We start from the raw sequence: 21,801 nt of genomic DNA on the forward strand, positions 1-21,801 counted from the left end.
CCGACCCGCATCGGTTTGCGAACATGGTTGCTGATGTGATCGCTAAAATCGCGACCTTCCGGATGAGACAATCGTCTATCCAGCTCAGCAATAAAAAGGGACTAAGCGAGCCGTTAAGAACTGCATGAAGCGGTAACAGCACCTACCGGCGCGTCTTCATTGGCAGCGAAAGCACAAGATCGACACCAAAACCAAATGCAGCAATCGACGGGGAACATGGCAGATGCCTTATAGAATGTACATCAGGAACACTTTCTCCATGGCTCTTAGGCTCGGCGCAGCAATCGTTCTGGGCGTCGCCATGCCGATGGTCTTTCACAATACGGCGGCAGCAGGCCAGAAGGTGCTTTTATCCTATGAGGCGACGCCCTCCTCCGGCTTCAACCTGCCGGGGCTTGCTCGCGCAAGCTACGACGATCGTGCGGCGTTCTCGGCGCAAGTGCTAAAGCAGATCATACCGAAAATCATATCGGCAAACGGCATCGATCCGGCGACCTTGGAGACGGAGGTCACGCCCGGCGGCTATCTGCTGAAAACCAATGCGTCGCTTCAAACGGAGGGCGAGCTCGACGATATCACCGCCGATCGGCTGGCCGGCTCGCTTGGCTATGTCTTTCGTCAATACAGCGTGCTCGTCTCTCGCCTCGACGATACGTCGGGCAAGACCGGCTTTGTCATTGTCCAGTTTCCCGAAAACACCCTCAACGCCGCCGTCGCGCAGAAATTCTTCGAGGCGGCCGACGCGACGAAGAAGGGGCTGGGCGGCGGCTACACCGCATTCGGAGATGAGCAGATATACCTCAACGTCACGAATTCCGAAGGCAAGCCCTATAGCGGCCTTGATGACGACGCCTTCCTGGATGGCCTGAAACAGACGGCTGCGTCCTTTCATGCTCCGAAGCCCGAAATCGCCGCATCCGGCAAGGCGACCGCCCGCTTTATCGGCAATGACTGGGACAAATCCGGAGGTGGTGAAGACTACTTAGGCCAGCTCGGCGGCCCCCATTCCGCCTTGGTGGAAAAACTCGAGACGATTGGCAAGGACTACGCATCTCTCGTCGCGACAACAGCCGAAAAGAATGGGTGGAACCACGATTGATAAGACACCTGGCCTCCACCCTGTGCCGCAATGCTGGTCTTGGCAACCGCAGCAATTCAACCGGTACCGGACGCAGCGACAGAACCACGATTTGACCTATCTCCATGCCCTAACCTATCTCTATGCCGGGAGCCCCACATATGGCCGTTACTGCCCAACCTCTCATCCTCGATCACGCAGTCGTTGGCGTCCTTGACCGGCTGGACGAGGCAGCCGCTGTCTATCGCAAACTCGGCTTTGCATTGACCCCACGGGGCTACCATACGCTGGGCTCCATCAATCATCTTGCCGTGTTCGGTGAGAACTATCTGGAGTTGCTCGGATTTCCGCCTGACAGTAACGGGAAACGCGCCGATCTCTGGTCTTATCCGACCGGTTTGAACGGGCTTGCCTTTCGAACCGCCGACGCAGCCAGCCTGCAACGCGAATTGGGCGAAGCCGGCAAACCCGTCACCGAATGGCGTGATTTCTCGCGCCCCGTCGACGTGGGGGGCACGCAGAAGTCAGCCAGTTTCCGCACCTTTCAGATCGGCAAGGAGGCGATTTCCAACGGCCGCTTCTTCTTTTGCCAGCACAATACGCCAGACCTGGTATGGCAACCGCGCGACCAGAGCCATCCCAACGGTGTGCTCGATATCGTCGACATCTTTATCGTCAGCCGCGCTCCCCAGACGCTAACCGAACTGCTAGGCGGATTTGCCAATACCGTTGCTCCTGAAATCACCAGGGACGGCATTGCAATTCACACCGGCATCGTCACACTTCATATTCTGTCTGAGGCTAACGCGACTTCCCGGTTCGGCTTAGCCATTCCGGCAAGCTTTGACGGCAACGAAAGAAAAGTGGCGCTGGGACTGAAAGTGCGATCGCTTCAGGTGACGGCAGACGTCCTGGCGCAAGGGGGCCTTTCATCTCGTCCCTTCGAGGGTGGCCTGCTGGTCGATGCCGATGCCGCCAATGGAGTCGCGCTGTGGTTCAAGGAGTGAAAGAGCCGAAGCGCATACGCGACGCCGGCGCGCAAACAATACGGCAGGAGCTTCCGAACGACTGCAATTGAGATGCCGGTTCCGGCATTGCGGTCGTTCAGCGCTTCGATATCGAAATCAATGCAAGGAACGCGACATGGCCAATCAGCCCGTCACCACCCGCATCGTGCTTGCCTCCCGTCCCGTTGGAAAACCGGTGACGGCAAACTTCCGACTTGAACGGGAAACATTGCGGGATCTCGACGAAGGCGAGGTTCTTCTGCAAATCCTTTATCTTTCCCTCGACCCCTATATGCGGGGTCGGATGGACGACGCGAAATCCTATGCCGCGCCGGTCGAAATTGGCGGCGTGATGGAAGGAGGAACCGTCGCGCGCGTCGCCAAATCACGCAATACGGCATTCACGCCAGGAGACATTGTTCTCTCCCATTCCGGCTGGCAGAGCCATGCGATCTCAGACGGCGCGGGATTGCGCAAGCTTGACCCGGATGCAGCACCGATCTCGACGGCACTCGGCATTCTGGGAATGCCGGGCTTTACCGCCTATGCGGGACTGCGCAATATCGCACGACCCAAAGCCGGAGAGACATTGGTCGTTGCCGCAGCAAGCGGCGCGGTCGGCTCAGCCGTCGGGCAGATCGGCAAGATCTTTGGTGCAAGGGTGGTCGGGATCGCAGGCGGCCCGGACAAGTGCCGCTATATCCACGACGAACTCGGCTTCGATGCCGCAATCGATCACCGGGCCGACGACTTTCAAACCCAGCTCGCGTCGGCTTGTCCGAACGGCATCGACATTTACTTCGAAAATGTCGGTGGCCACGTCTGGAGCGCCGTGTTTCCACTGCTGAACGATTTCGCGCGCGTGCCGATCTGTGGACTGATCGCACACTATAACGAGGATCAGTCCACTTCGCGCAGATCAGACCAACTGCCCGCGGTGATGCGCGCCATCCTGAGAAAGAGCCTGACCATCCGGGGTTTCATACAGCGCGAATTCGCCGATCAGCGTCCCGATTTCTATCGCGAAGCCGGAAAATGGATTTCCGAGGGGCGCCTCAGGTACAAGGAGGACATCGTGGATGGGCTTGAAAACGCTCCGGACGCTTTCCTTGGGCTGCTGGAAGGGCAAAACTTCGGTAAACTGATCGTGCGTGTCGCACAGAGCTGACAGCGATCAGCACGCCACCGAAGCCGGCTTTCTCGGCTCCTTCAGCGCAATCTGCCAGCAATGGCCTGGGCGACGTTTCTTGCCTGCACGCGGATATCCGGCACGGCGGTAATTTCCCAGAATTGGCCCGCAGTCAGTGCGCCAACGGCATAAATGACGGCATCGTTGCCGCTCGAACCAGGAACGCGCGAGCGAGCGTCGACCGTCAACCCAAGACGAAGCGGGTCTGCGTTGATCAGGCCCTTGCGCTGCATTTCCTGCAGCAATGGGGAATGCGCGATGCCTGCCCGTTCCATGCCAGTGCAGTTCACGATCCAATCCGCCTCAATCCATGCGGCAAGGCTTCCGCCGCGAGGCCGGTAATGCAATGCCAAAGCCCCCGCCTCCTCCACATTCTGCAGGTAGCCGGCTCGGACGGAAACCTGGCCGCTTTGCATCATCGTTTCGAATCTCCGGAAGACGTCCGGTGCAACACGGTGACGATGGACGTTCCACCATGGCAACGCATGACGTAAAAAGCGGCGACGCTCGAGTTCGGGCAATCTCGACCAGAGCGCTTGCGTTTTAGGGCGCAACCCATCCATGACGCTGCGCCAGTCGCCCGCATCCTTGCTTTTGCGACGGAGAACGTGCAGGAGTTCGCTCATCCGCGTGGGCAACGCACCGACATCGATCTCCGCCGCCGGCTTCGCATGACTGGCATGATCGAGCGGAACGAGGCCGCGTCGTGACAGCACGACTATCTTGCCCATGAAGCCGTGGGCGGACAGTGCCAAAACCTGGTCGATCATCGTCAGTCCGGAACCGAGGATACAGATCGTATCGATCTTACCCACCCGCCTCAGCCATGACAGCCGCCAAGGATTTTCGATGATGTGGGAGCGTGCGCCAGCGGATAGTCGGGAAACATCAAACGGCAATTGCGCATTTCCAACGCCGAGACAGAGCACGATGCTTCGGCCGGCGATCTCATTGCCATTGTCCAATAAAAAACCGAGTGCGGAGGCGTAGCGCTCGACACATCCTGTCGCCTTCGCCTTGATGAAATCGACCCGGCAGCGGCCCTTCCTGTTGCGCAACAGGGCAGCCAAGCTATCTCGAATGTAGAGGCCATAGTCCTGTCTGGAGGCGAAATCTCCCGCGTCCAGTGGTCGCTTGCGTTCCCGCAACCATTCGACAAAGGCGTTCGGGCGGTCCGGAAAAAGGCTCATGCGACCGGCCGGCACATTCAGGCGGTGCAGATAGAATTCTGTCCGATAGGCAGTCCCGCGACCAAATCCGGGATCGTCGCCGACAATGGCGATCGATGCCGTTTCAGGGAGTAGCTCCACGAGATTGCAGACGGTGGAGATGGCGGAAAAACCAGAACCCACGACAACGGCATCATAGATCATCGCTTGCCTCCTCTACGTTCCGACGCGCAGAATGAACAACCGACGCCGCCTCATTTCATCTAGGCGATGGGAACGGATTTTATAGACCCCGTCTCTTGAGCAAGACGTACTAGCTAGACCGTTGATGAGATTGCGAAGGCACGTTCGAGGTCAGCGATAAGATCTTCGACATCCTCCAGCCCGATCTGAAGGCGGATGACCGGTCCTTCCGTGGGCACCTGCGCAATGCGACGATCACTGAGATCGACGCGCAGCGCCAGGCTCTGATATCCACCCCAGGAGTAGCCGAGACCGAACAGCGAAAGCCCATCGAGAAACCTTTCCGCCTTCAGCTTGAAATCCTCTCCTCGACCGGCTGCGAGCACAAAGGAAAACACACCGCCGGCTCCCTTGAAGTCACGCCGCCAAAGCGCGTGTCCAGGAAAGCTTTCCAGAGCCGGATAGAGAACGCGAACCACATCGTTCCGTCCCTCCAGCCATTTTGCAACGGCAAGACTGCTTGCTTGATGCCGCTCCAACCGAACGCCCATGGTGCGCAGTCCACGAAGAACCTGATACGCATCGTCCGGCGTACCGCAAAAGCCAAGCGCGCCATTGGCACGTTTCAACGTTGGCCAATGCTTGGCATTTGCCGAAATCGTACCCATCAGCACATCGGCATGGCCGGCTGGATATTTTGTCGAAGCCTGGATAGACACGTCGACGCCAGCATCAAGGGGTCTGAAGAAAAGCGGTGTCGCCCAGGTATTGTCCATGGTAACAATCGCGTCATGCCGATGAGCGACTTCGACGATCGCGGGAATGTCCTGCATCTCAAACGTGTTCGATCCAGGCGCTTCCGTATGAACCAGTTTCGTGTTGGCCCTAAAAAGCGCCTCGATATCCCGGCCAATCGAAGGGTCATAATACTCAACATCGACGCCGAAACGCGAAAGCATCGTATCGCAAAACTGCCGGACATTGCCGTAGACGGAATCGACGATCAGTGCGTGGTCTCCGCGCGACAGATACGCCAGCAGCGCGGTCGTAACGGCGGCAAGGCCGGACGGGACCAGCATCGTGCCGGCCGCCCCTTCGAGTTCATTGATCGCATCGCAAAGCGCGTCCGTGGTCGGCGTGCCTCGCGTCGCATAGGTGTATTTCTGCCCGTTGCGATCCATCGTTTGCGCATCCGGAAACAGAACCGTCGATGCATGAACCTTCGGTGGATTGATGAAGCCATGATAGTCGAAGGGATCGTAGCCTGCGCGTACAAGCTGGGTATTGGGACCTGCCGGGTTAGTCGGATCATTGCCCCTGGTCATTGTGTCTGCTCCGTCGAAGTCGATAAGTAGCGCTCACCGGTATCGGGCAAGATGGCGACGATGACCTTGCCGGCATTCTCGGGCCGGGCGGCCAACTGCGTTGCCGCCCATAGAACCGCCCCCGACGATGTTCCCGCGAATATCCCCTCCTCCGCAGCAAGCGCATGCGCCGTCGCGCGAGCATCGGCAGTGCTGAGAGCGATGATTTCATCGGCGATCGTCGTATCGAAATTGCGCGGCAGCTGCTCCGGCGAGACTTCGCTCACCTTGTGGACACCATCGATCTCATCAGGATAGGGATCGTCCTCAGTGGGCAGCGACTCTGCCGCCGGCTCCGCGATCACGACCTTCAAATCAGCCTTTTGCGATTTCAGGAACCTGCCTGCTCCAGAGATCGTGCCGCCAGTGCCGACACCGGCAACGAAGATATCGACCGCGCCATCCGTGTCACGCCAGATTTCCGGGCCTGTCGTTTCAAAATGTGTCTGCGGATTTGCGGGATTGGACAATTGATCGGTGAAGAATGCCGTCGGGTTCTCCTCGCGTATGCGTGCCGAGATTTTGTCCAGTGCTTCGGGATCAAGGAAGAACTCGTTTTGCACCGTAACGATCTCGGCGCCGAAGTGCCGTAGGAGCTTCACCTTATCCCGGCTGATATTGTCACTCAGGTAGAATTTCGTGCGATAGCCGCGCGATGCCGCCACCGCCGCCAGGCCTATCCCGGTATTGCCGCTCGTCACGTCGACGATGAGATCTCCTTGCCGCAGCCTTCCCTCATCTTCCGCCTGCCTGACAAGGCCCCAGGCAATCCGATCCTTCACGCTGCCCGCCGGATTGAAATATTCGATCTTCGCAACGATACGGGCACCGAGCGCCCGGCTCCGGCGATAGTTATGGAGTTCAAGCAGTGGCGTATTGCCGATCAGCTCCGAGAAGCTTTGATAGATTTTCGTCACGCGATACTTCTCCGATGTCCGGCGAGCAGGAGCAAAGATCGAGAAGGAAGCGCGAAATTACGCCCCGGCCCCTTCACGCTGTGCGCAGCAATAGAAGCAGTGACAGGAGGAGCGTGAGGCCGACAAGAGCCAACTGTGCAATCGTCCAGGATCCGAGACCCACTGGGCGACGCGTTTGCGTTGTGAGCGAGGCGAGGTAGAGAACCGTATCCATGCGAGCTCCTGATTCCGGCGTCGGCCGCGCACCGAGCCGTTAAACGGCATCGCGGTGGCAAACGCCCATCCAATGCCGAGACATTATCCACAAATCCAGTAGATTAAAGGAATAGGTTTCTGCCGTTACCGCTCGAATCGGCAAAATGAATTTCTTCGCCTTAATATCCAGGTCGGAATCATCACGCCCCGGACCGATGCTGGCGCCTGGAGGCATCTGCTATAATGGATAAATCTCTGCAATAACAACGATACCGATCAAACAAACAGAGACATCTCTATTCTATTGGAGGAAAGAATATTAAAATAATTTTTTGCATTGAACGGGAAAATTAGTTGGCATAACTCAACTTTCATCGAAGGCCAGAACACGGCCGATTTCGGGAGATGACGATGATGAACCCTGCAATGAATATGATGCCGATGATGAACCCCATGATGAGCAACATGCCGATGATGGGCGCGATGCCAATGATGAATCCCATGATGAACCCGATGATGGGTTCCATGATGGGCGGCATGCCGATGATGAATCCGATGATGATGCCCATGATGCAGATGATGATGGGCAAGATGACCTGCAAGATGACGCCGAAGGGCATGGTCTGCGAGATGATGCCGATGGAAGGCATGGACAAGGACATGTTTATGGAATGCTGCAAGCGCATGATGTCCATGATGTCCTCGGGCATGCCGATGATGATGATGTGCGGCAACATGATGATGTGCTGCATGATGGAAGCTGCCTGATATTATCAGGCAGATACGAGCACAAAAGCGGCTCACCGCTCAAACATATCACGCAAAACTGAGCCGCGGCTTTGCGTGATATGCACGAAAGCAATGACCTGAAGCGCCAGGAGCAAATCTTAGGAGATCGCGACTGCTTCAGGGATTACCTCTTTATTCGCATGGCGCAAACTCAGCCGCGAACTTCCTCGACATAAGTGGTGACGAGATAGAGCACTGCCTCGTTGCCGGTCATGTTGCGATAGCTGTGGGCAACATCCGCCTCGAATATGATGGCATCGCCTTCGCCAAGGATCTGCGGCGCATGTCTGCCGGCAACGACCTCCACCGTACCGCGCGACACGACGAGATTTTCAACGGTGCCAGACCGATGCGGTTCTGCGGTTTCAGTATGGTGGGGAGCAATTCGCAGCTCGTAGAACTCAACCTTGCGCTCGCTCTCATAAGGGAAAAGCGCCCTGGTCTGAAAGCGCCCTTCGGATGCGGAAAGGACCTTTGCTTTCGCGTGCGTCAGCACATGGAGAGTGGCTTCATGCGGCTCGGCGATCAATGAACCACAGGATACTTCGAGGGCAGCCGCGATTTTCCACAGGATAGCGACCGTGGGACTGCTCTTGCCGGTTTCAATCTGCCCGAGCATGGCCCTGCTGACGCCCGATATCTTGGCCAGCCGATCCAGCGAATAGCCCCGCCGTGTTCTCAGACGCCGCAGATTTTGGCCGGTCAACGTCGAGATTTCGTCGATTGCCTCTGCCCTGGAGACCAGATGCAGCGGCCCGCCCAGTTCAGCTGCCATAGGTTTGATTGCCGAACGGCATTACGGGAATAAAGCCGACGAAGGGCACCCACATCAGAAACGGCTGGGCCGGCCAGGTTGCGCCGGCAGACGACGCCACCGCTGAGGTTTTCTCGCGGGCATCGCGATAGGCCTGGAAATCAATGATATTGGCAGCCTGACGGGACATTCTAGTTCCTCAAATCTAACGCGATAAATCTACTATTTCACTGCACTACTGTGGAGAGAGCCGTACCCAATCTTGGCAAGAGCGGCGGAATGTTTTTGCAAAAGGGCGCGTTTGCGACGAAAGGCCTGCCCGAGAAACGGTCGATCAAGTGGTTGTTGATCCTCCTGTTGCCAGGCAGGTCCCATCCGCGCCGCCGCGGCTGCAACAATCGCACCCCAGCGCGCTTCATGCGCTCATTGAGAATGGCAAAGTCCGCACTGCACGCGACAGATTTCCCGAACCCCAGCGGCGCAGGATCTCTAACGACGGCTATCTGTCGAAACCTAAAAGGAGACCTCAGCTTCTCGGTTGGCCGGATTCAAAGCATAAATATTCTACAAATTTTATAGAAAAAGAACGACCTGTCTTTCTGCAGCATTCCGGCGACGTTAGCATCCTGTCCACAATCCGGTGAAGCAAACCATAGGGACATAGACATGCCGACCGAATTCATCAGCGTCACCTTTCCAAATGCCTCGACCGAGCTCAACCCTCTCGAAAATCCCGCGCTCGACCCACAATTCATCGAGCGCTATGCCCGTTCGCTCGATGATTATGGCTTCAACTACACCCTCATTCCCTATGACAGCGCGTCCTTCGACCCCTTTACCATCGGCGCGACCGTGGCGGCGCACACCAAGAACATCAAGATCATCATCGCCCTTCGTCCGAATACGATCTATCCGACGGTCGCTGCGAAATCGCTGGCGACGCTCGATCAGCTGAGCGGCGGGCGGGTGGTTGTCCATTTCATTGCCGGCGGGAGCGATGAAGAACAGGCCAAGGAAGGCGACTTCCTCGACAAGCATCAGCGTTATGAACGGCAGGAGGAGTATATCCGCATTCTGCGACGCGTCTGGCAGTCGAGCGAACCCTTTGACTTCGATGGCCGCTACTATCAATTCAAGCAGTTCCACAGCCGCGTGCGTCCAGTGAACGGCACCATCCCGGTGTCGGTCGGCGGATCATCGGACGACGCCTATCGCATCGGCGGCGAGCTTGCCGATATCTTCGGCCTGTGGGGTGAGCCGCTGGCCGAAACCAAGCAGCAAATCGACCGGATCCATGCAGAAGCTGCCCGCGCCGGTCGCAAGGATCGTCCGCGGATCTGGGTGACGTTTCGTCCGATTGTCGCAGAGACGGATGAGCTTGCCTGGGCCAAGGCGCATCGCACCCTCGACCTTTTGAAGGAAAATCGCGCAAAAGGCCTTGGCAAGGTGCCGCCAACCGCGCCTTCGCCGCAGAATGCCGGCTCGCAGCGCCTGCTTGAAATCGCCTCGCGCGGCGATGTGCATGATCGGGCTCTTTGGTACCCGACGGTGACGGCGACGAATGCGCGCGGTGCGTCCACTGCGCTGGTCGGCTCGCCAAGAACGATTGCGGATTCCATTCTCGATTACGTCGATCTCGGCGCGGATCTGATCTCGATCAGAGGCTATGACAACCTCAACGACGCCATCGACTACGGCCGCTATATTCTGCCGCTCGTCAGGGCGGATCTGGTGGAACGGGAAAGACCGCAGCAGGCGGTCGCCTGACGCCCGCATTGTCACGCATCAACAAATGAAATTTGGCGAACGCCATTCGGTTTGTGTTTGCAAAGACAGGCCATCGCGCGGCAAAGCCCGCGCATGGCACCCCTCGCTGCTTCAAAGAGGCTGATGCAAAGTGTCCTATAGCACCAACGATCTGGCGGATGTGACCCGCAAGCTTGCTGCCGCAGCTGTGCCGGCAGATGAATCCGGAGCCTTCCCCTGGGCCGGCATCGAGGCTGTCCATGCCGCGGGCCTTCTCGAAAGCACGGTGGCACCAAGGTTCGGCGGGAAAGGTGCGGGCATTGCCGACGTCGGGCGCATCCTGGCAGCCCTTGGTCGCGGCGATCCTTCGGTCGCCTTGATTAGCGCGATGACCATATTCACCCATCTCGGACAGGCCGCGGGCAGCAAGTGGCCGGAGCCGCTTTATCGACGTTTGCTCGACGACGCGCGCGATCGCCCGATCCTGCTGAATGCCGCACGTGTCGAGCCCGACCTCGGTTCTCCCGCCCGGGGCGGGCTTCCCGACACATTGGCGCGCCGCACCGCCAGCGGATGGGCGATCTCTGGGCGCAAGCGTTTCGTTACCGGCGCGCTCGGCCTGACCCATTTCCTCGTCTGGGCGCGCACCGATGAAACACCGCAACGCGTCGGCACCTTCGTCGTTCCGTCGCAACGCCCCGGCATCACGGTGATCGAAAACTGGAAAAGCCTGGGAATGCGGGCCAGCGGCTCGCACGATGTCGAGTTCAAAGATGTCGAGGTGCCGCTCGAAGACGTCCTCGATCTGGTCGACACTTCCGTCGGCACGCAGGACAATCGTGCCCATGCTGCTGCTTCCGTCGCGCTGACCGCCATATATCTTGGAGCCGCGGAAGCGGCCCAGGAGGCATTCATCCGCTTCGGTCATGAACGGATCCCCACCAATCTCGGCGTTCCGATCGCAAAAACCGAAAGGTTCATTTCCGCAGCCGGCGAGATCGACCTGCTCGTGGGCGGCGCAAGACAGATCCTGTTCAACGCGCTCGACCATTCGCTGGATGAAGTGGAAACACTCATCAGGGCGCGCCTTCTTGCGGCACGCAACATACGCGACGCGGTTCAGCTCGCCGTGCGCACGCTTGGCAATCCCGGCCTCAACGGTGATCTCGGGATCGAGCGGCATTTCCGCGATATCCAATCGGTTCTTGTCCACGCGCCCCAGGAAGACACGTCTCTTTCCATTCTCGGGCGCTCGGCATGTGACAGATGGAGCCGCAAGACGGAAGAGCAGCCGCATCTTTTCACAGGGGAAAGGGCACACGCTGTACCCCCCGCCCCCCGGCAAGCAGGCGACACACGAGAGCTCGTGAATGCCGTTTCAGGAAGGCGAGCATGACGCGCTACGTCATCATCGGAGCAGGTGCCGTGGGCGCTAGCCTTGCCGCGCAGTTTGAGCTTTCGGGTGTCGACTACGCCCTTGTCGGACGCGGCGCCCAGATCAGGCACATCATCGATCACGGCCTCGCCTACCATCGGCCTGCCGGCATGAGGCGGCTGCGCCTGAACGCCTTCGATACGGCAGAGCCGCCATCACTGCGGCAGTCCGATATCCTGCTGCTGACGGTAAAATCGCAAGATGCCGCCGAAACCCTCGCTTTTTGGGCCTGGCGGCCAATCGACCATTCTCAGGGACTGACAGCCTCCGCCCTGCCGATCGTCACATTTCAAAATGGCCTGGCCACGGAAGCGACAGCTCTTAGACTTTTTTCGAATGTCTACGGCGCCAGCATCCTGACGCCCGCCCGCTTTACGGAAACCGGCCACGTCGTGGTCGGAGGCGATCCGCAGGTGGCGATCGTGACCGTCGGTCGTTATCCGCACGGCACCGATGAGACGGCAGCCAAGATCGTCCTGCATCTTAGCCGATCGGATTACATCGCCGAGACAACAAGCGATATCAAGCGATGGAAGGCGGCGAAGCTGCTTCACAATGTGCGCAATGTGCTGGAGCTTTTCGACGGAGCGGACGCCGAACGAACAGCATTCGGCACAGCCCTTGTCCAGGAAGCCGAGACGGTTTTGAAGGCGGCAGGCCATGCCTTGGCATCACCCTTGGAACGGACCGTCAGTATCGCGCACTGGAAGATCGCCGAAAACTCCGGCATTCGGCCCGGCCAGCAATCGACCTGGCAGAGTTTCACGCGCGGCGCTTCAAGTGAAGTCGACTATCTGAATGGAGAAATCACTCTTCTCGGGCGTCTGCATGGGGTAGCGACGCCCTATAACCGTGCTGCCCAGGAAATTGCCGGATCGACGGCGCAAAAAGGTGGCTTCACGGCGCTCCTTCCTTTCGCTAGTCTGCGCCGGCTTGCCGAGAACTACCTGTCTTTCTCTACCCCTACCCCTTCGAGGCCGAAAGCACATCAGACGGGCTAGTCCCGAGATCATGCAATGACGGCATCCGGACCGACGCAATGAAAATATCAGATCATATCCTGACCACCGCCGGCACCCTTTTCTACAAGGAAGGCATTCGCGCTGTCGGTATCGACCGCATCGTCGACGAAGCCAATGTTGCAAAAGCCACACTCTACCGGCACTTTCCGTCCAAGGATCATCTTGTCGCGGCCTATCTGACCGAGCGTCACGAACGCGTCCTTCTTCAACTGAGAGAGGTCACATCCACTGTGACGCTACAGCCGCGTGATCAGATCGCCCTGATTTTCGAACGCCTGTTCGAAAAGGCCGACAGCCCGGAGTTTCGCGGCTGCGCCTTCGCATTGGCGGTCGCTGAGCACGGTGATTCCGAGCGGGTCGTTTCCATCGCCCGCGAGCATAAGAATGCCGTGCGCGATATCTTCCGTTCCGTCATGTCGGCCGCAAGGTGTCCGACCGAACAGGCTGCCGCGCACATGTCGCTGCTTTACGAAGGGGCGCTGGCGACGGTTGCCGTCGGCCGTGATCCCCATGCTGTTCTGGTGGCGCGCGATTGCGCGCTGTCCGTCTTCGATATGGCGACGACAGCGACCTTTAAAGCTACTGCATAATTCATCCCGTCAGGAGAAATGCCTTATGACCAAAACCATTGATTACTTCTTCGGGATCGGATCGCCATGGGCCTATATAGGCCTCGATGCGTTTGTCGAACTCGCTGCGCAATCCGGCGCTGAAATCCGTCCCTATCTCATTCCGCTGATCGTCGAAAATGGCGCGATCTATTCGCGCGATCGCCCCGACGCGCGCCGCGCCTATTGGCTGAAGGATCTCCGGCGCTGGGCCGCTCTTCGCGGCAAGCAGCTCGACTTTACGAATCGGTCGGCGCTGTCCGACCCGACGCCTGCGGGCTTTCTCGTTTTGGCCGCTCAGCTCGAAGGGCAGGATTGGGCTGGCCTCGCCCGCGCGCTACAGCATGCTTTCTGGGGCACTGCCGCGGATATCGGCAATCCCGATGTGCGAAAGGCGATTGCCGACGCCGCAGGCTTTGACGGTGAAGCGCTTGAGGCGCGCACGGCGCGCCCCGATATCTCCGAACTCTGGAACAACAATCGCGACATTGCCAAGGAGGCGGGCGTCTTCGGCCTTCCGACCTTCCGCTACGAAGGCGAGCTCTATTGGGGGCAGGACAGCCTCCCCTTCCTGGAGCGTCATCTAAATGGTGAGAAGCTGGTGGCCTGACAGGCCGCCAAAAGACTTCAGGCCGAACGGGCCTGAAGTCTGTACCATTCTTTGCCATATCGGAGATGGCAGCGACGATTCCGTATTTGCCGTCGGTCCAGAAGGCCAAATATTTTCACGCAAGGCATCGGGAGCTTGTAATTGCTCCAGGGATCGACCGGCAAACTTACACGGGTCGAGGCGGAATGATTTGCCGGCAAACTACCGCCGGCGCGGATCTTCGATATCCCTTGTTCAAAATCGATCCTGACAAGAACGGCACCGAGGCGCTGAACACCAACGAGGGTTAAGCCAGCAAATCCCTCACCAAGCCACCTGAAAAAGCTGATCCCCGCACAAGACCAAACCCGACAAAATAATCCATAAATTTAGTAGAAAAAGAACAACCAGTCTTTCTCCTTTGGGTTCGACCTGAATAGGCTTTGCTTCAGATTTCGCGGAACCCGAACCATCAGGATTTCTCCATGACCGAACGCCTTTTCTCGCTGTCTCTTTCCCGACGCCGTCTGTTGATCACCACTTCGGCCGTGGCGACGGGCGCCCTGGTTGCGATGGCGGGTCTCACACCGGCGCATAGTGCCGGTGAGCCGGCCAATGGCGGCGACATCACCTTCCTCATCGATTCATTGGGCGACAGCTGGATACCGAACAACAGCGCGATTTCCAGTTTTCAGGGTCACATCTGGGGTCACGTAACCGACAAGCTCGTCTACGTGGACGCTGACGGCAAGGTCAGCCCCTGGATTGCCGAGCGTTGGGAGCAGAACGACAGTGCCACCGAGTTCACCCTCCATCTCAAGAGTGGCGTGACCTTTTCGGACGGCACACCTCTTGATGCGTCTGCCACGGTTGCCAACCTCGACATCTGGTATGCCGGACGCAAGAAGGAAGGCATCAATCCGATTGGGCTCTTCCCGAAGACCTACGATCACGCCGAGGCGGTTGACGCAACCACCGTAAAGGTCTTCTTCAAAAAGCCGACGCTCGGCTTCATTCCGACCCTTGGCTATCACGGCTCCATTCTGATCTCTCCCAAGACCATCGCACAGCCGGCCGCGCAGCAAGCCAATCTCAGCAAGACCTCCGGCAGCGGACCTTATGTGGTCGATTCCTGGAAGGAAGGCGACTTCGTCAAGCTCACCAAACGCAAGGATTACAACTGGGGGCCGGCGGCCGTTGGTCATACTGGTCCGGCCTATCTCGATACGATCACCTACAAGCTGGTGTCCGAACCGTCACTGCGCGTCGCCGCGGTCCAGTCCGGCCAGGCAGACATTGCCTATAACGCCTCGCCGCAGGAACTGACGTCACTCAAGCAGGACGGCTTCACCGTCGCGACACCACGTTATCTCGGCTTCGTCAACGGCTGGGCGATCAATACGAAACTCGCGCCTTACGATGACGTCAAGGTACGCCAGGCCTTGCAGGCCGGCATCAATCGCCAGGAAATCATCGATACGGTCTATACGCCCGACTGGAAGCTCGCGACGTCATTCATTCAGAGCAACGTCCCCGGAGCGACCGATCACGGCGACCTTTTAGCTTATAATCCCGACAGGGCCGAGAAACTCCTCGACGAGGCGGGCTGGATCAAGGGGGCCGACGGCATACGCGCCAAGGACGGCAAGCAGCTGTCATTGACGCTCAACTCCAACCCCTACCTCGTAACCTCGAAGTCGATCGACGAACTCATCGCCCAGCAGCTCGGCAAGATCGGTTGGAAGGTCGATATCCGGGCCTATGACGTCGTGACATACGGTCAGAAGGTTCAATATGGCGGTGCCGGTGTGCCAGCCTACGAGGTGACGCGCAGCTTCATCGACGCCGGTACCGTTGCAAGCATCCTGACCGACGCCAATAACGGCGAGAACTGGTTCGCACTCGGAGAGAGCGACAAGAAGATCAACGAACTGCGCGACAAGATCGCCAGTGCAGGTTCTCTCGAAATCAGAAATCCGCTGCTGGACGAGCTTCAGAAATATGTCCTTGAGCAGGGCTATTTCATTCCACGCACGCAGATGGTCCAGCGCATCTATGTCCAGTCACCGAAGCTGAAAGGCGAGATATACAACGGCGTCGCCTATGCCAGCTACTACACGGCCACGATCAGTGACTAACCCACAGCACAGCCAAGGAGCGCAAGGAGGTGACCGGCATGAACAATGCCTATCTTAGCTATGCCACAAAGCGCCTCGTCCAGGCCGTCATTGTCATCCTGCTGGCCTATGTCTTCACCTTCATCGTCGTCAGCGTTCTGCCGGGTGATCCCGTTACCAACGTTCTGCGCAACCCGCAAAACGGCTTCAGCGAGGCGGAGATCCAGGAAATCATTGCCGCCCAGGGCCTCGACAAGCCGGTTCTCGTGCAATTGTCGACATCGCTTTCCCACTTCCTCATCGGCGACTTCGGTTTGTCGATGCGAACCAACCGTGCCGTGACGACCATGATCGCCGAGGTGCTGCCCTCGACGCTCGTTCTCGCCCTTGTCGGTCTGGTCGTCGCACTGATCCTCGCGACCGCAATTTCCTACGGCACTCAGTTCCTGCCAAAAAGGTTTGGCCAGGGCTTGCTGCGAGGCTTCCCGTCCCTGTTCCTGTCCGTGCCGAACTTTGTGATAGGGCTGGTGCTGATCCACATCTTCGGCTTCCAGCTCGGTCTCTTCCGTGTGATTAACCCGGACAGCTTCTGGGCAACCTTTTTCGCGGCGATCGCGCTCGGCATTCCCATCTCGGCGCAGATCGCCGAGGTGCTCATCGCCAACCTCGATCACGAAACCGGGCAGGAATATGCCGCCGTTGCGCGCAGCCGCGGCCTCGGCCAGCTGCAGCTTTTTGCCAGGCATCTCCTCAAGCCGTCTTCGCTTCCGGTCATCACCGTCGTCGCGCTGACGATCGGCGAACTGCTCGGCGGCTCGCTCATCACCGAGGCGGTGTTCGGACGCAACGGCGTCGGCAGCCTGGTGCAGCGCTCGGTCAGCACCCAGGATCTGCCCGTACTGCAGGCGATCGTATCGCTCGCGGCGATAGTTTTCGTGCTGGTGAACCTGATCGCCGATCTTGTCTACCCGCTGCTCGACCCACGCGTAAAGGTGCTCGGCCGTGCCGCGCATCGACCCGTCACCTCTGATGGGGGTTCCGCGGGAATTTCGAAGTCGGTGCTGTCATGAGCCTGATCTCGACCAACACCTCCTCGCGCCTCACCACGGGCAGCCGGCTTGCCGGTTTCCGATTGCCGGCTGCCGTCGCGCTCTCGTTTGCGATCGTGGCGATCGTGATTGCCTGGTCGCTCGCACCTGGCCTGTTCACGAGCCACAATCCGGCGGTGGGCATTCCCTCTCAAAAACTGCTCGGCCCGAGCGCCGAACACTGGTTCGGAACCGACCAGCTAGGCCGTGATCTCTACACCCGCGTCGTCTATGGCTCTGCCTCTTCGGTCAGGAGCGCACTGATCGCCGTCGTCATCGGTGCGGTCGCTGGTGGCTTCATCGGCCTCAACGCCGGCTTCTTCGGCGGTCGTGTGGACACGGTGCTTGCCCGCCTGGTCGACGTCCTGCTTGCAATTCCGAAATTCCTGCTTGCTGTCATCGTCGTCACAGCGATCGGCTTCGATACCACGAATGCCGCGATCGCCACCGGCATCTCGTCAGTGGCCGTCTTTGCCCGCGTCATGCGCTCGGAAGTCATCAAGACGAGGCAGGCGACCTTCATCGAGGCTTCTTTTCTTTCCGGAGGCTCGCGCTGGCACATCCTCTGGCGGCACATATTGCCGAACGCATCCCGTTCCGTGCTTCCGCTTGCCGTGCTGCAGTTCGGCGACTCGATCCTGGTGATCGCCAGCCTCGCCTTCCTCGGCTACGGCGATCCACCGCCGGCCTCCGACTGGGGTTTGCTGATTTCAATTGGCAAGGATTACCTCAAATGGCCGTGGCTGGTTTACGCACCCGCCTTCGTCACGATCGCGACCGTCCTCTCTGTGAACAGGATCAGCCGATGGCTTCGCAAGATAGACTAGACATATCTCTCGACCGCGTCGGCGAGCATGCGCGGATAGCACAGCGGTCATCGCCATTGCTTCAGGTAGACGGTCTGTCCGTTTCCTACGGGCCGAATGAGGTCGTCAGCAATGTCGGCTTCGAACTTGGACGCGGCAAGAGCCTTGCGCTCATCGGGGAATCGGGCTCGGGCAAATCGACCATTGCGCGCGCGGTACTGCGATTGCTTCCTCGCACGGGACGGGCGACCGGCAGCATCACGATCGAGGGCCAGGACATACTGCAGCTCTCCGAGCGCCGCTTCCGCCAACTTAGAGGCCGGACTATCGGCTTCGTGCCGCAGGACCCGGGAAACGCGCTCAACCCGGTGCGGACAATCGGTGCGCAGGCGATGGAAGCCGCAGCCCTTGTCGACGAGCCGAGCAAGGCAATCCGCAAGGCGCTTGTGTTAGAGACGTTCGCTCAGGTCGGGCTGGACAATCCCCAACGTGTCTATGATTCCTATCCGCACCAACTGTCCGGCGGCATGCTTCAACGCGTCCTGATCGGCCTTGCGGTCCTGCCGCGGCCGCTGCTGCTGGTCGCGGATGAGCCGACCTCTGCGCTTGACGTCACGATCCAGAAGCGAATCCTCGACCTGCTCTCACGACTACAGCAGGATCTCGCCATCAGCCTGCTGCTCATCACCCATGATCTCGCAATCGCGGCCGAACGGGCAAACTCGCTGGTGGTGCTCAGGGATGGCGTCGTTCAGGAGGCCGGCAGCACCGCAGCGGTTTTCTCGTCGCCGACATCGGCATATGCAAAAGAGCTGCATGCCGATGTTCCAGCTCTTAATCCCGACCGTTACCACAAGCTTCGAGACCCTGGCTTTCGTTTCCTTGATGTCGACAACAACAAGGCGCCGAAGATCGAAGTCAGGGGTATCACCAAGAGTTTCACGGTCGATGGCAAGGTTCTGACGGCCGTCGATGACGTCTCCTTTACCGTTCCGGCAGGCACCACGCACGCGCTGGTCGGCGAGTCCGGTTCCGGCAAGACGACGACGATCCGGCTGCTGCTTGGGCTCGATCAACCGGACGCCGGCAATATTTCGGTCGCCGGAGAAAAGCTGAACGGTCGCTCGCACCAGTCACTGCGTTCGGTGTGGCGCCAGCTTCAATTCGTCTATCAAAATCCGTTCACCTCGCTCGATCCAACCTGGAAGGTCGAACAGCTCGTGCGCGAACCACTCGACAGGTTCGACATTGGAACGCGTGTTGAGCGGACGGAACGAGTCCGCGAGGCATTGGCCAATGTCGGGCTTGGCGAGCACCTGCTTTCACGCAAGCCGCAGGCCCTGTCAGGCGGTCAGCGGCAGCGCGTTGCAATTGCCCGGTCGCTGGTTCTAAAGCCGGAGGTGATCGTGCTTGACGAGCCGACCTCGGCACTTGACGTCAGTGTCCAGGCGGACATCGTCGAAGTATTGCTCTCGCTGCAGGCAAGCCTTGGCCTGACCTATGTATTCGTCTCCCATGATTTGGCCCTCGTACGCCAGCTCGCACATACCGTGTCCGTCATGCAACGTGGGCGCATCGTCGAACACGGTAACGTCAAGGACATCTTCGACAAGCCACACGAGCCCTACACGGTGTCGTTGCTGGAATCGATCCCGACCGCCACCGGTACTGTTCGAGTACCACCCGCAAAAATCCGCCGGATCATTAGCCAGGAAACGATCGCATGAGTATCGCTGCCCCTGCCAATACGCTACCCGCGACGTTCCGCCCGAAGCAGCGGCTTGGCTTCAACACCCGCGTGTCGTTCAACGATAAGGCCGGTCCGGCGCAGGGACTGCGCGACGGGATAGAACTGTTCAAGGCAGCCGAACGGCTGGGCTATCAGTCGGGCTGGGCCTACCAGCGCCACTTCGATCACTATTTGTCCTCGCCGATCCCGTTCTTCGCCGCAGCCGGCCAGCATACAAGTCATATCACGCTGGGATCGGCTGTCATCCCGATGCGCTACCAGGACCCGATCCTGCTTGCCGAGGCGGCTGGTACGGCCGACCTGCTCATCGGCGAAAGGCTTGAGCTTGCCATCTCCACCGGCGCCAACGCTGCGTTTGACGCGGTATTCGGCTCGGTCGACACCGATACCCGAACGGAGGCCAAACGCCGCCAGGCGCGTTTTCTTGCAGCAATCGCCGGCGAGGTTCTTCACACCATCGATGGTCCGGGCCAGGGCGCCCCGGAGGGCACCGAGCTGCGCGTGACCCCTCATAGTCCGACGTTGCGCTCCCGGATACGGCAGGGTTCGGCGAGCCTTGCCTCAGCCGTGCAAGCAGCCGAACTCGGGATCGGGCTCATCTCGGGAACTGTGCAGCACGACCATGCTGAGGGCGAGAGCTTCGGTCAGTACCAGGCCCGCGCCATCGAAGCCTTCCGCACGACATGGCGCCAAAAGCACGACACCGAGCCGCCGCCGGTTACCGTCGCAGCATCGATCCTGGTTGGCACCACCACCGAACTACGGGAGAAATACGCCGCCTACGACCTTGAGCGCCGAACCAAGGGCATCGGGGCGTCCCGGCCCAGTGGCGCCCTTGAACCAACAGCGCCGGCCATTCAGCCACCGGGCATCCAGATTTCTCCGGTCTTCCACGGCACTCCCGACCAGGTGATCGAGGCGGTACTCAAGGACCCGGGCTTGGCGGCTGCAGACGAAATTGTCCTTTTCCTGCCACCCGCCTTCGGGCTTGCGGAGAACGTACGGCTATTGACTGATCTTGCACAGACGGTGGCTCCAAGCCTCGGCTGGTCGCCCAGCACGTGACGACCTATTTGGGGATGGCGAGAGGCTGATCCTCCGCCTCTCTGTTTCCGCACAGCGTATCTTGGAGGCCATCATGCATTCCTTTACGATCGAGCGTCCAGGTGCCGAGATGCGATACTCCGAATATGAAGGAGCCGGCATTCCTCTCCTGATGCTCCACGGCCTCGGTTGTGCGTCATCATTCGAGTATCCTCATGTCGCCGCTGCACCCGCCTTACGTGGAAGGCACCTTATTCTTATCGATCTACTCGGCTTTGGCTTCAGTGATCGCCCTGAAGGTTTCAGATATCGCATCCACGACCATGCGCTGCAGGTTCATAGCTTCGTACAGAAACGGGGTTTCCGGCAGATCGATATCTACGGGCACAGCATGGGTGGCTCCATCGCCATAGAGGCAGCCGAGCTGCTTGGAGACAAGGTCAGGAATCTTGTCATTTCCGAAGCCAACCTTGACAGCGGCGGCGGAATATTCAGCCGAGCGATCGCAGCTTCCAATGAAGCGGATTATGTCAACACCGGCCATTTCGCGACTCTGATTGAAGCTCAGCAGGCGGGAAATGAGGCGTGGGCTGCAATGATGCGCGCTGCATCTGCGCTCGCAGTTCACCGCTGCGCCACGTCGCTTGTCGAGGGAAGTTCCCCAGACTGGCGCTCTCGGTTTCTTGGTCATTCATCTCGGAAGACTTTTATCTTTGGGGATCATAGTTTGCCGGATCCAGACGCTGAGTTTCTGGCGTCCAACGGCATTCAGGTATACATCGTGGCAGACGCGGGCCATTCGATGGCGGTAGAAAATCCGCAGGGGCTGGCAATGGCGATAGCCCAAGCAACGCTAGAGACCTGACCTGCGGAGAAAACATGCCGCACGATCCAGCGATGCAATAAGCTCCAAGCCTTGATGGAACGAATTGAGATCTTCCCTTGGCTAAG

General features: G+C 59.0%; 20 protein-coding genes. 15 read left to right on the top strand and 5 right to left on the bottom strand.

Features of this window, described 5'->3' with window-relative positions:
• Positions 1 to 259 precede the first annotated feature (259 nt).
• From GA0061100_RS21005 to GA0061100_RS21015, 3 genes are all read left to right on the top strand, one after another.
• Positions 260 to 1,099, top strand: coding sequence for a hypothetical protein (locus GA0061100_RS21005; protein WP_244557902.1), 840 nt, complete (start codon positions 260 to 262; stop codon positions 1,097 to 1,099).
• A 140-nt stretch (positions 1,100 to 1,239) separates the two neighbouring features.
• Complete coding sequence (locus tag GA0061100_RS21010) at positions 1,240 to 2,085, top strand: VOC family protein (protein ID WP_075854665.1); 846 nt, start codon at positions 1,240 to 1,242, stop codon at positions 2,083 to 2,085.
• 136 nt (positions 2,086 to 2,221) lie between these two features.
• The gene (locus tag GA0061100_RS21015) at positions 2,222 to 3,253 is read left to right on the top strand and encodes an NADP-dependent oxidoreductase (protein ID WP_075854666.1); all 1,032 of its coding nucleotides are present in this window, start codon (positions 2,222 to 2,224) and stop codon (positions 3,251 to 3,253) included.
• Positions 3,254 to 3,294: 41 nt separating this feature from the next.
• On the opposite strand, the gene GA0061100_RS21020 is transcribed toward GA0061100_RS21015, so the two are convergent.
• The 3 genes from GA0061100_RS21020 to GA0061100_RS21030 all read right to left on the bottom strand — a co-directional run bounded on the left by GA0061100_RS21020 (position 3,295) and on the right by GA0061100_RS21030 (position 6,907).
• Entirely contained in the window at positions 3,295 to 4,647 is a 1,353-nt protein-coding gene (locus tag GA0061100_RS21020) for an FAD/NAD(P)-binding protein (protein ID WP_075854667.1), read from the bottom strand.
• Between the two features lie 113 nt (positions 4,648 to 4,760).
• Positions 4,761 to 5,951, bottom strand: a complete 1,191-nt coding sequence (locus tag GA0061100_RS21025) for a cystathionine beta-lyase (RefSeq protein ID WP_075854668.1) — start codon at positions 5,949 to 5,951, stop codon at positions 4,761 to 4,763.
• Positions 5,948 to 6,907: a PLP-dependent cysteine synthase family protein gene (locus GA0061100_RS21030; RefSeq protein ID WP_075854669.1), complete on the bottom strand. Its 960-nt coding sequence runs from the start codon at positions 6,905 to 6,907 to the stop codon at positions 5,948 to 5,950. Before GA0061100_RS21030 ends, GA0061100_RS21025 begins: the two co-directional genes overlap by 4 nt.
• A gap of 606 nt (positions 6,908 to 7,513) precedes the next feature.
• Here GA0061100_RS21030 and GA0061100_RS34730 point away from each other — a divergent pair.
• Entirely contained in the window at positions 7,514 to 7,870 is a 357-nt protein-coding gene (locus GA0061100_RS34730; protein WP_159444803.1) for a hypothetical protein, read from the top strand.
• A 172-nt stretch (positions 7,871 to 8,042) separates the two neighbouring features.
• Here GA0061100_RS34730 and GA0061100_RS21040 read toward each other — a convergent pair whose 3' ends face one another.
• Both GA0061100_RS21040 and GA0061100_RS21045 read right to left on the bottom strand, forming a co-directional pair.
• A complete protein-coding gene (locus tag GA0061100_RS21040; RefSeq protein WP_075854671.1) occupies positions 8,043 to 8,666 on the bottom strand; it encodes a helix-turn-helix domain-containing protein in 624 nt (207 codons plus the stop codon).
• A complete protein-coding gene (locus tag GA0061100_RS21045) occupies positions 8,656 to 8,835 on the bottom strand; it encodes a hypothetical protein (RefSeq protein WP_075854672.1) in 180 nt (59 codons plus the stop codon). Before GA0061100_RS21045 ends, GA0061100_RS21040 begins: the two co-directional genes overlap by 11 nt.
• A gap of 476 nt (positions 8,836 to 9,311) precedes the next feature.
• On the opposite strand from GA0061100_RS21045, the gene GA0061100_RS21050 reads away from it, so the two are divergent.
• From GA0061100_RS21050 to GA0061100_RS21100, 11 genes are all read left to right on the top strand, one after another.
• Complete coding sequence (locus GA0061100_RS21050) at positions 9,312 to 10,412, top strand: LLM class flavin-dependent oxidoreductase (protein WP_075854673.1); 1,101 nt, start codon at positions 9,312 to 9,314, stop codon at positions 10,410 to 10,412.
• 130 nt (positions 10,413 to 10,542) lie between these two features.
• Positions 10,543 to 11,787, top strand: coding sequence for an acyl-CoA dehydrogenase family protein (locus GA0061100_RS21055; RefSeq protein ID WP_075854674.1), 1,245 nt, complete (start codon positions 10,543 to 10,545; stop codon positions 11,785 to 11,787).
• Complete coding sequence (locus GA0061100_RS21060) at positions 11,784 to 12,827, top strand: ketopantoate reductase family protein (RefSeq protein WP_075854675.1); 1,044 nt, start codon at positions 11,784 to 11,786, stop codon at positions 12,825 to 12,827. The genes GA0061100_RS21055 and GA0061100_RS21060 overlap by 4 nt, the downstream gene beginning before the upstream one ends.
• A 38-nt stretch (positions 12,828 to 12,865) precedes the next feature.
• Complete coding sequence (locus tag GA0061100_RS21065) at positions 12,866 to 13,438, top strand: TetR/AcrR family transcriptional regulator (protein WP_075854676.1); 573 nt, start codon at positions 12,866 to 12,868, stop codon at positions 13,436 to 13,438.
• A 25-nt stretch (positions 13,439 to 13,463) separates the two neighbouring features.
• Positions 13,464 to 14,066, top strand: a complete 603-nt coding sequence (locus GA0061100_RS21070) for a 2-hydroxychromene-2-carboxylate isomerase (RefSeq protein WP_075854677.1) — start codon at positions 13,464 to 13,466, stop codon at positions 14,064 to 14,066.
• Positions 14,067 to 14,530: 464 nt separating this feature from the next.
• The gene (locus tag GA0061100_RS21075; RefSeq protein ID WP_075854774.1) at positions 14,531 to 16,183 is read left to right on the top strand and encodes an ABC transporter substrate-binding protein; all 1,653 of its coding nucleotides are present in this window, start codon (positions 14,531 to 14,533) and stop codon (positions 16,181 to 16,183) included.
• Positions 16,184 to 16,221: 38 nt separating this feature from the next.
• Positions 16,222 to 17,232 carry an ABC transporter permease gene (locus GA0061100_RS21080; protein WP_075854678.1) on the top strand — a complete coding sequence of 337 codons (1,011 nt, stop codon included), beginning with the start codon at positions 16,222 to 16,224 and terminating at the stop codon, positions 17,230 to 17,232.
• Entirely contained in the window at positions 17,229 to 18,077 is an 849-nt protein-coding gene (locus GA0061100_RS21085) for an ABC transporter permease (RefSeq protein ID WP_075854679.1), read from the top strand. The genes GA0061100_RS21080 and GA0061100_RS21085 overlap by 4 nt, the downstream gene beginning before the upstream one ends.
• A complete protein-coding gene (locus tag GA0061100_RS21090; protein ID WP_075854680.1) occupies positions 18,056 to 19,783 on the top strand; it encodes a dipeptide ABC transporter ATP-binding protein in 1,728 nt (575 codons plus the stop codon). Before GA0061100_RS21085 ends, GA0061100_RS21090 begins: the two co-directional genes overlap by 22 nt.
• The gene (locus tag GA0061100_RS21095; protein WP_075854681.1) at positions 19,780 to 20,871 is read left to right on the top strand and encodes an LLM class flavin-dependent oxidoreductase; all 1,092 of its coding nucleotides are present in this window, start codon (positions 19,780 to 19,782) and stop codon (positions 20,869 to 20,871) included. The genes GA0061100_RS21090 and GA0061100_RS21095 overlap by 4 nt, the downstream gene beginning before the upstream one ends.
• Positions 20,872 to 20,944: 73 nt before the next feature.
• Complete coding sequence (locus GA0061100_RS21100) at positions 20,945 to 21,715, top strand: alpha/beta fold hydrolase (protein WP_075854682.1); 771 nt, start codon at positions 20,945 to 20,947, stop codon at positions 21,713 to 21,715.
• Positions 21,716 to 21,801: the final 86 nt, after the last annotated feature.

The organism is Martinezella hainanensis, from assembly GCF_900094555.1.
Lineage (GTDB): Bacteria > Pseudomonadota > Alphaproteobacteria > Rhizobiales > Rhizobiaceae > Rhizobium > Rhizobium hainanense.

What these genes read in the sequence shown, in the direction of transcription:
- GA0061100_RS21070 (WP_075854677.1), top strand. Translation starts at nt 13,464, where the DNA reads ATGACCAAAACCATTGATTACTTCTTCGGGATCGGATCGCCATGGGCC.
- GA0061100_RS21080 (WP_075854678.1), top strand. Translation starts at nt 16,222, where the DNA reads ATGAACAATGCCTATCTTAGCTATGCCACAAAGCGCCTCGTCCAGGCC.
- GA0061100_RS21010 (WP_075854665.1), top strand. Translation starts at nt 1,240, where the DNA reads ATGGCCGTTACTGCCCAACCTCTCATCCTCGATCACGCAGTCGTTGGC.
- GA0061100_RS21020 (WP_075854667.1), bottom strand. Translation starts at nt 4,647, where the DNA reads ATGATCTATGATGCCGTTGTCGTGGGTTCTGGTTTTTCCGCCATCTCC.
- GA0061100_RS34730 (WP_159444803.1), top strand. Translation starts at nt 7,514, where the DNA reads ATGATGAACCCTGCAATGAATATGATGCCGATGATGAACCCCATGATG.
- GA0061100_RS21090 (WP_075854680.1), top strand. Translation starts at nt 18,056, where the DNA reads ATGGCTTCGCAAGATAGACTAGACATATCTCTCGACCGCGTCGGCGAG.
- GA0061100_RS21060 (WP_075854675.1), top strand. Translation starts at nt 11,784, where the DNA reads ATGACGCGCTACGTCATCATCGGAGCAGGTGCCGTGGGCGCTAGCCTT.
- GA0061100_RS21005 (WP_244557902.1), top strand. Translation starts at nt 260, where the DNA reads ATGGCTCTTAGGCTCGGCGCAGCAATCGTTCTGGGCGTCGCCATGCCG.
- GA0061100_RS21045 (WP_075854672.1), bottom strand. Translation starts at nt 8,835, where the DNA reads ATGTCCCGTCAGGCTGCCAATATCATTGATTTCCAGGCCTATCGCGAT.
- GA0061100_RS21095 (WP_075854681.1), top strand. Translation starts at nt 19,780, where the DNA reads ATGAGTATCGCTGCCCCTGCCAATACGCTACCCGCGACGTTCCGCCCG.
- GA0061100_RS21040 (WP_075854671.1), bottom strand. Translation starts at nt 8,666, where the DNA reads ATGGCAGCTGAACTGGGCGGGCCGCTGCATCTGGTCTCCAGGGCAGAG.
- GA0061100_RS21050 (WP_075854673.1), top strand. Translation starts at nt 9,312, where the DNA reads ATGCCGACCGAATTCATCAGCGTCACCTTTCCAAATGCCTCGACCGAG.
- GA0061100_RS21025 (WP_075854668.1), bottom strand. Translation starts at nt 5,951, where the DNA reads ATGACCAGGGGCAATGATCCGACTAACCCGGCAGGTCCCAATACCCAG.
- GA0061100_RS21100 (WP_075854682.1), top strand. Translation starts at nt 20,945, where the DNA reads ATGCATTCCTTTACGATCGAGCGTCCAGGTGCCGAGATGCGATACTCC.
- GA0061100_RS21065 (WP_075854676.1), top strand. Translation starts at nt 12,866, where the DNA reads ATGAAAATATCAGATCATATCCTGACCACCGCCGGCACCCTTTTCTAC.
- GA0061100_RS21015 (WP_075854666.1), top strand. Translation starts at nt 2,222, where the DNA reads ATGGCCAATCAGCCCGTCACCACCCGCATCGTGCTTGCCTCCCGTCCC.
- GA0061100_RS21085 (WP_075854679.1), top strand. Translation starts at nt 17,229, where the DNA reads ATGAGCCTGATCTCGACCAACACCTCCTCGCGCCTCACCACGGGCAGC.
- GA0061100_RS21075 (WP_075854774.1), top strand. Translation starts at nt 14,531, where the DNA reads ATGACCGAACGCCTTTTCTCGCTGTCTCTTTCCCGACGCCGTCTGTTG.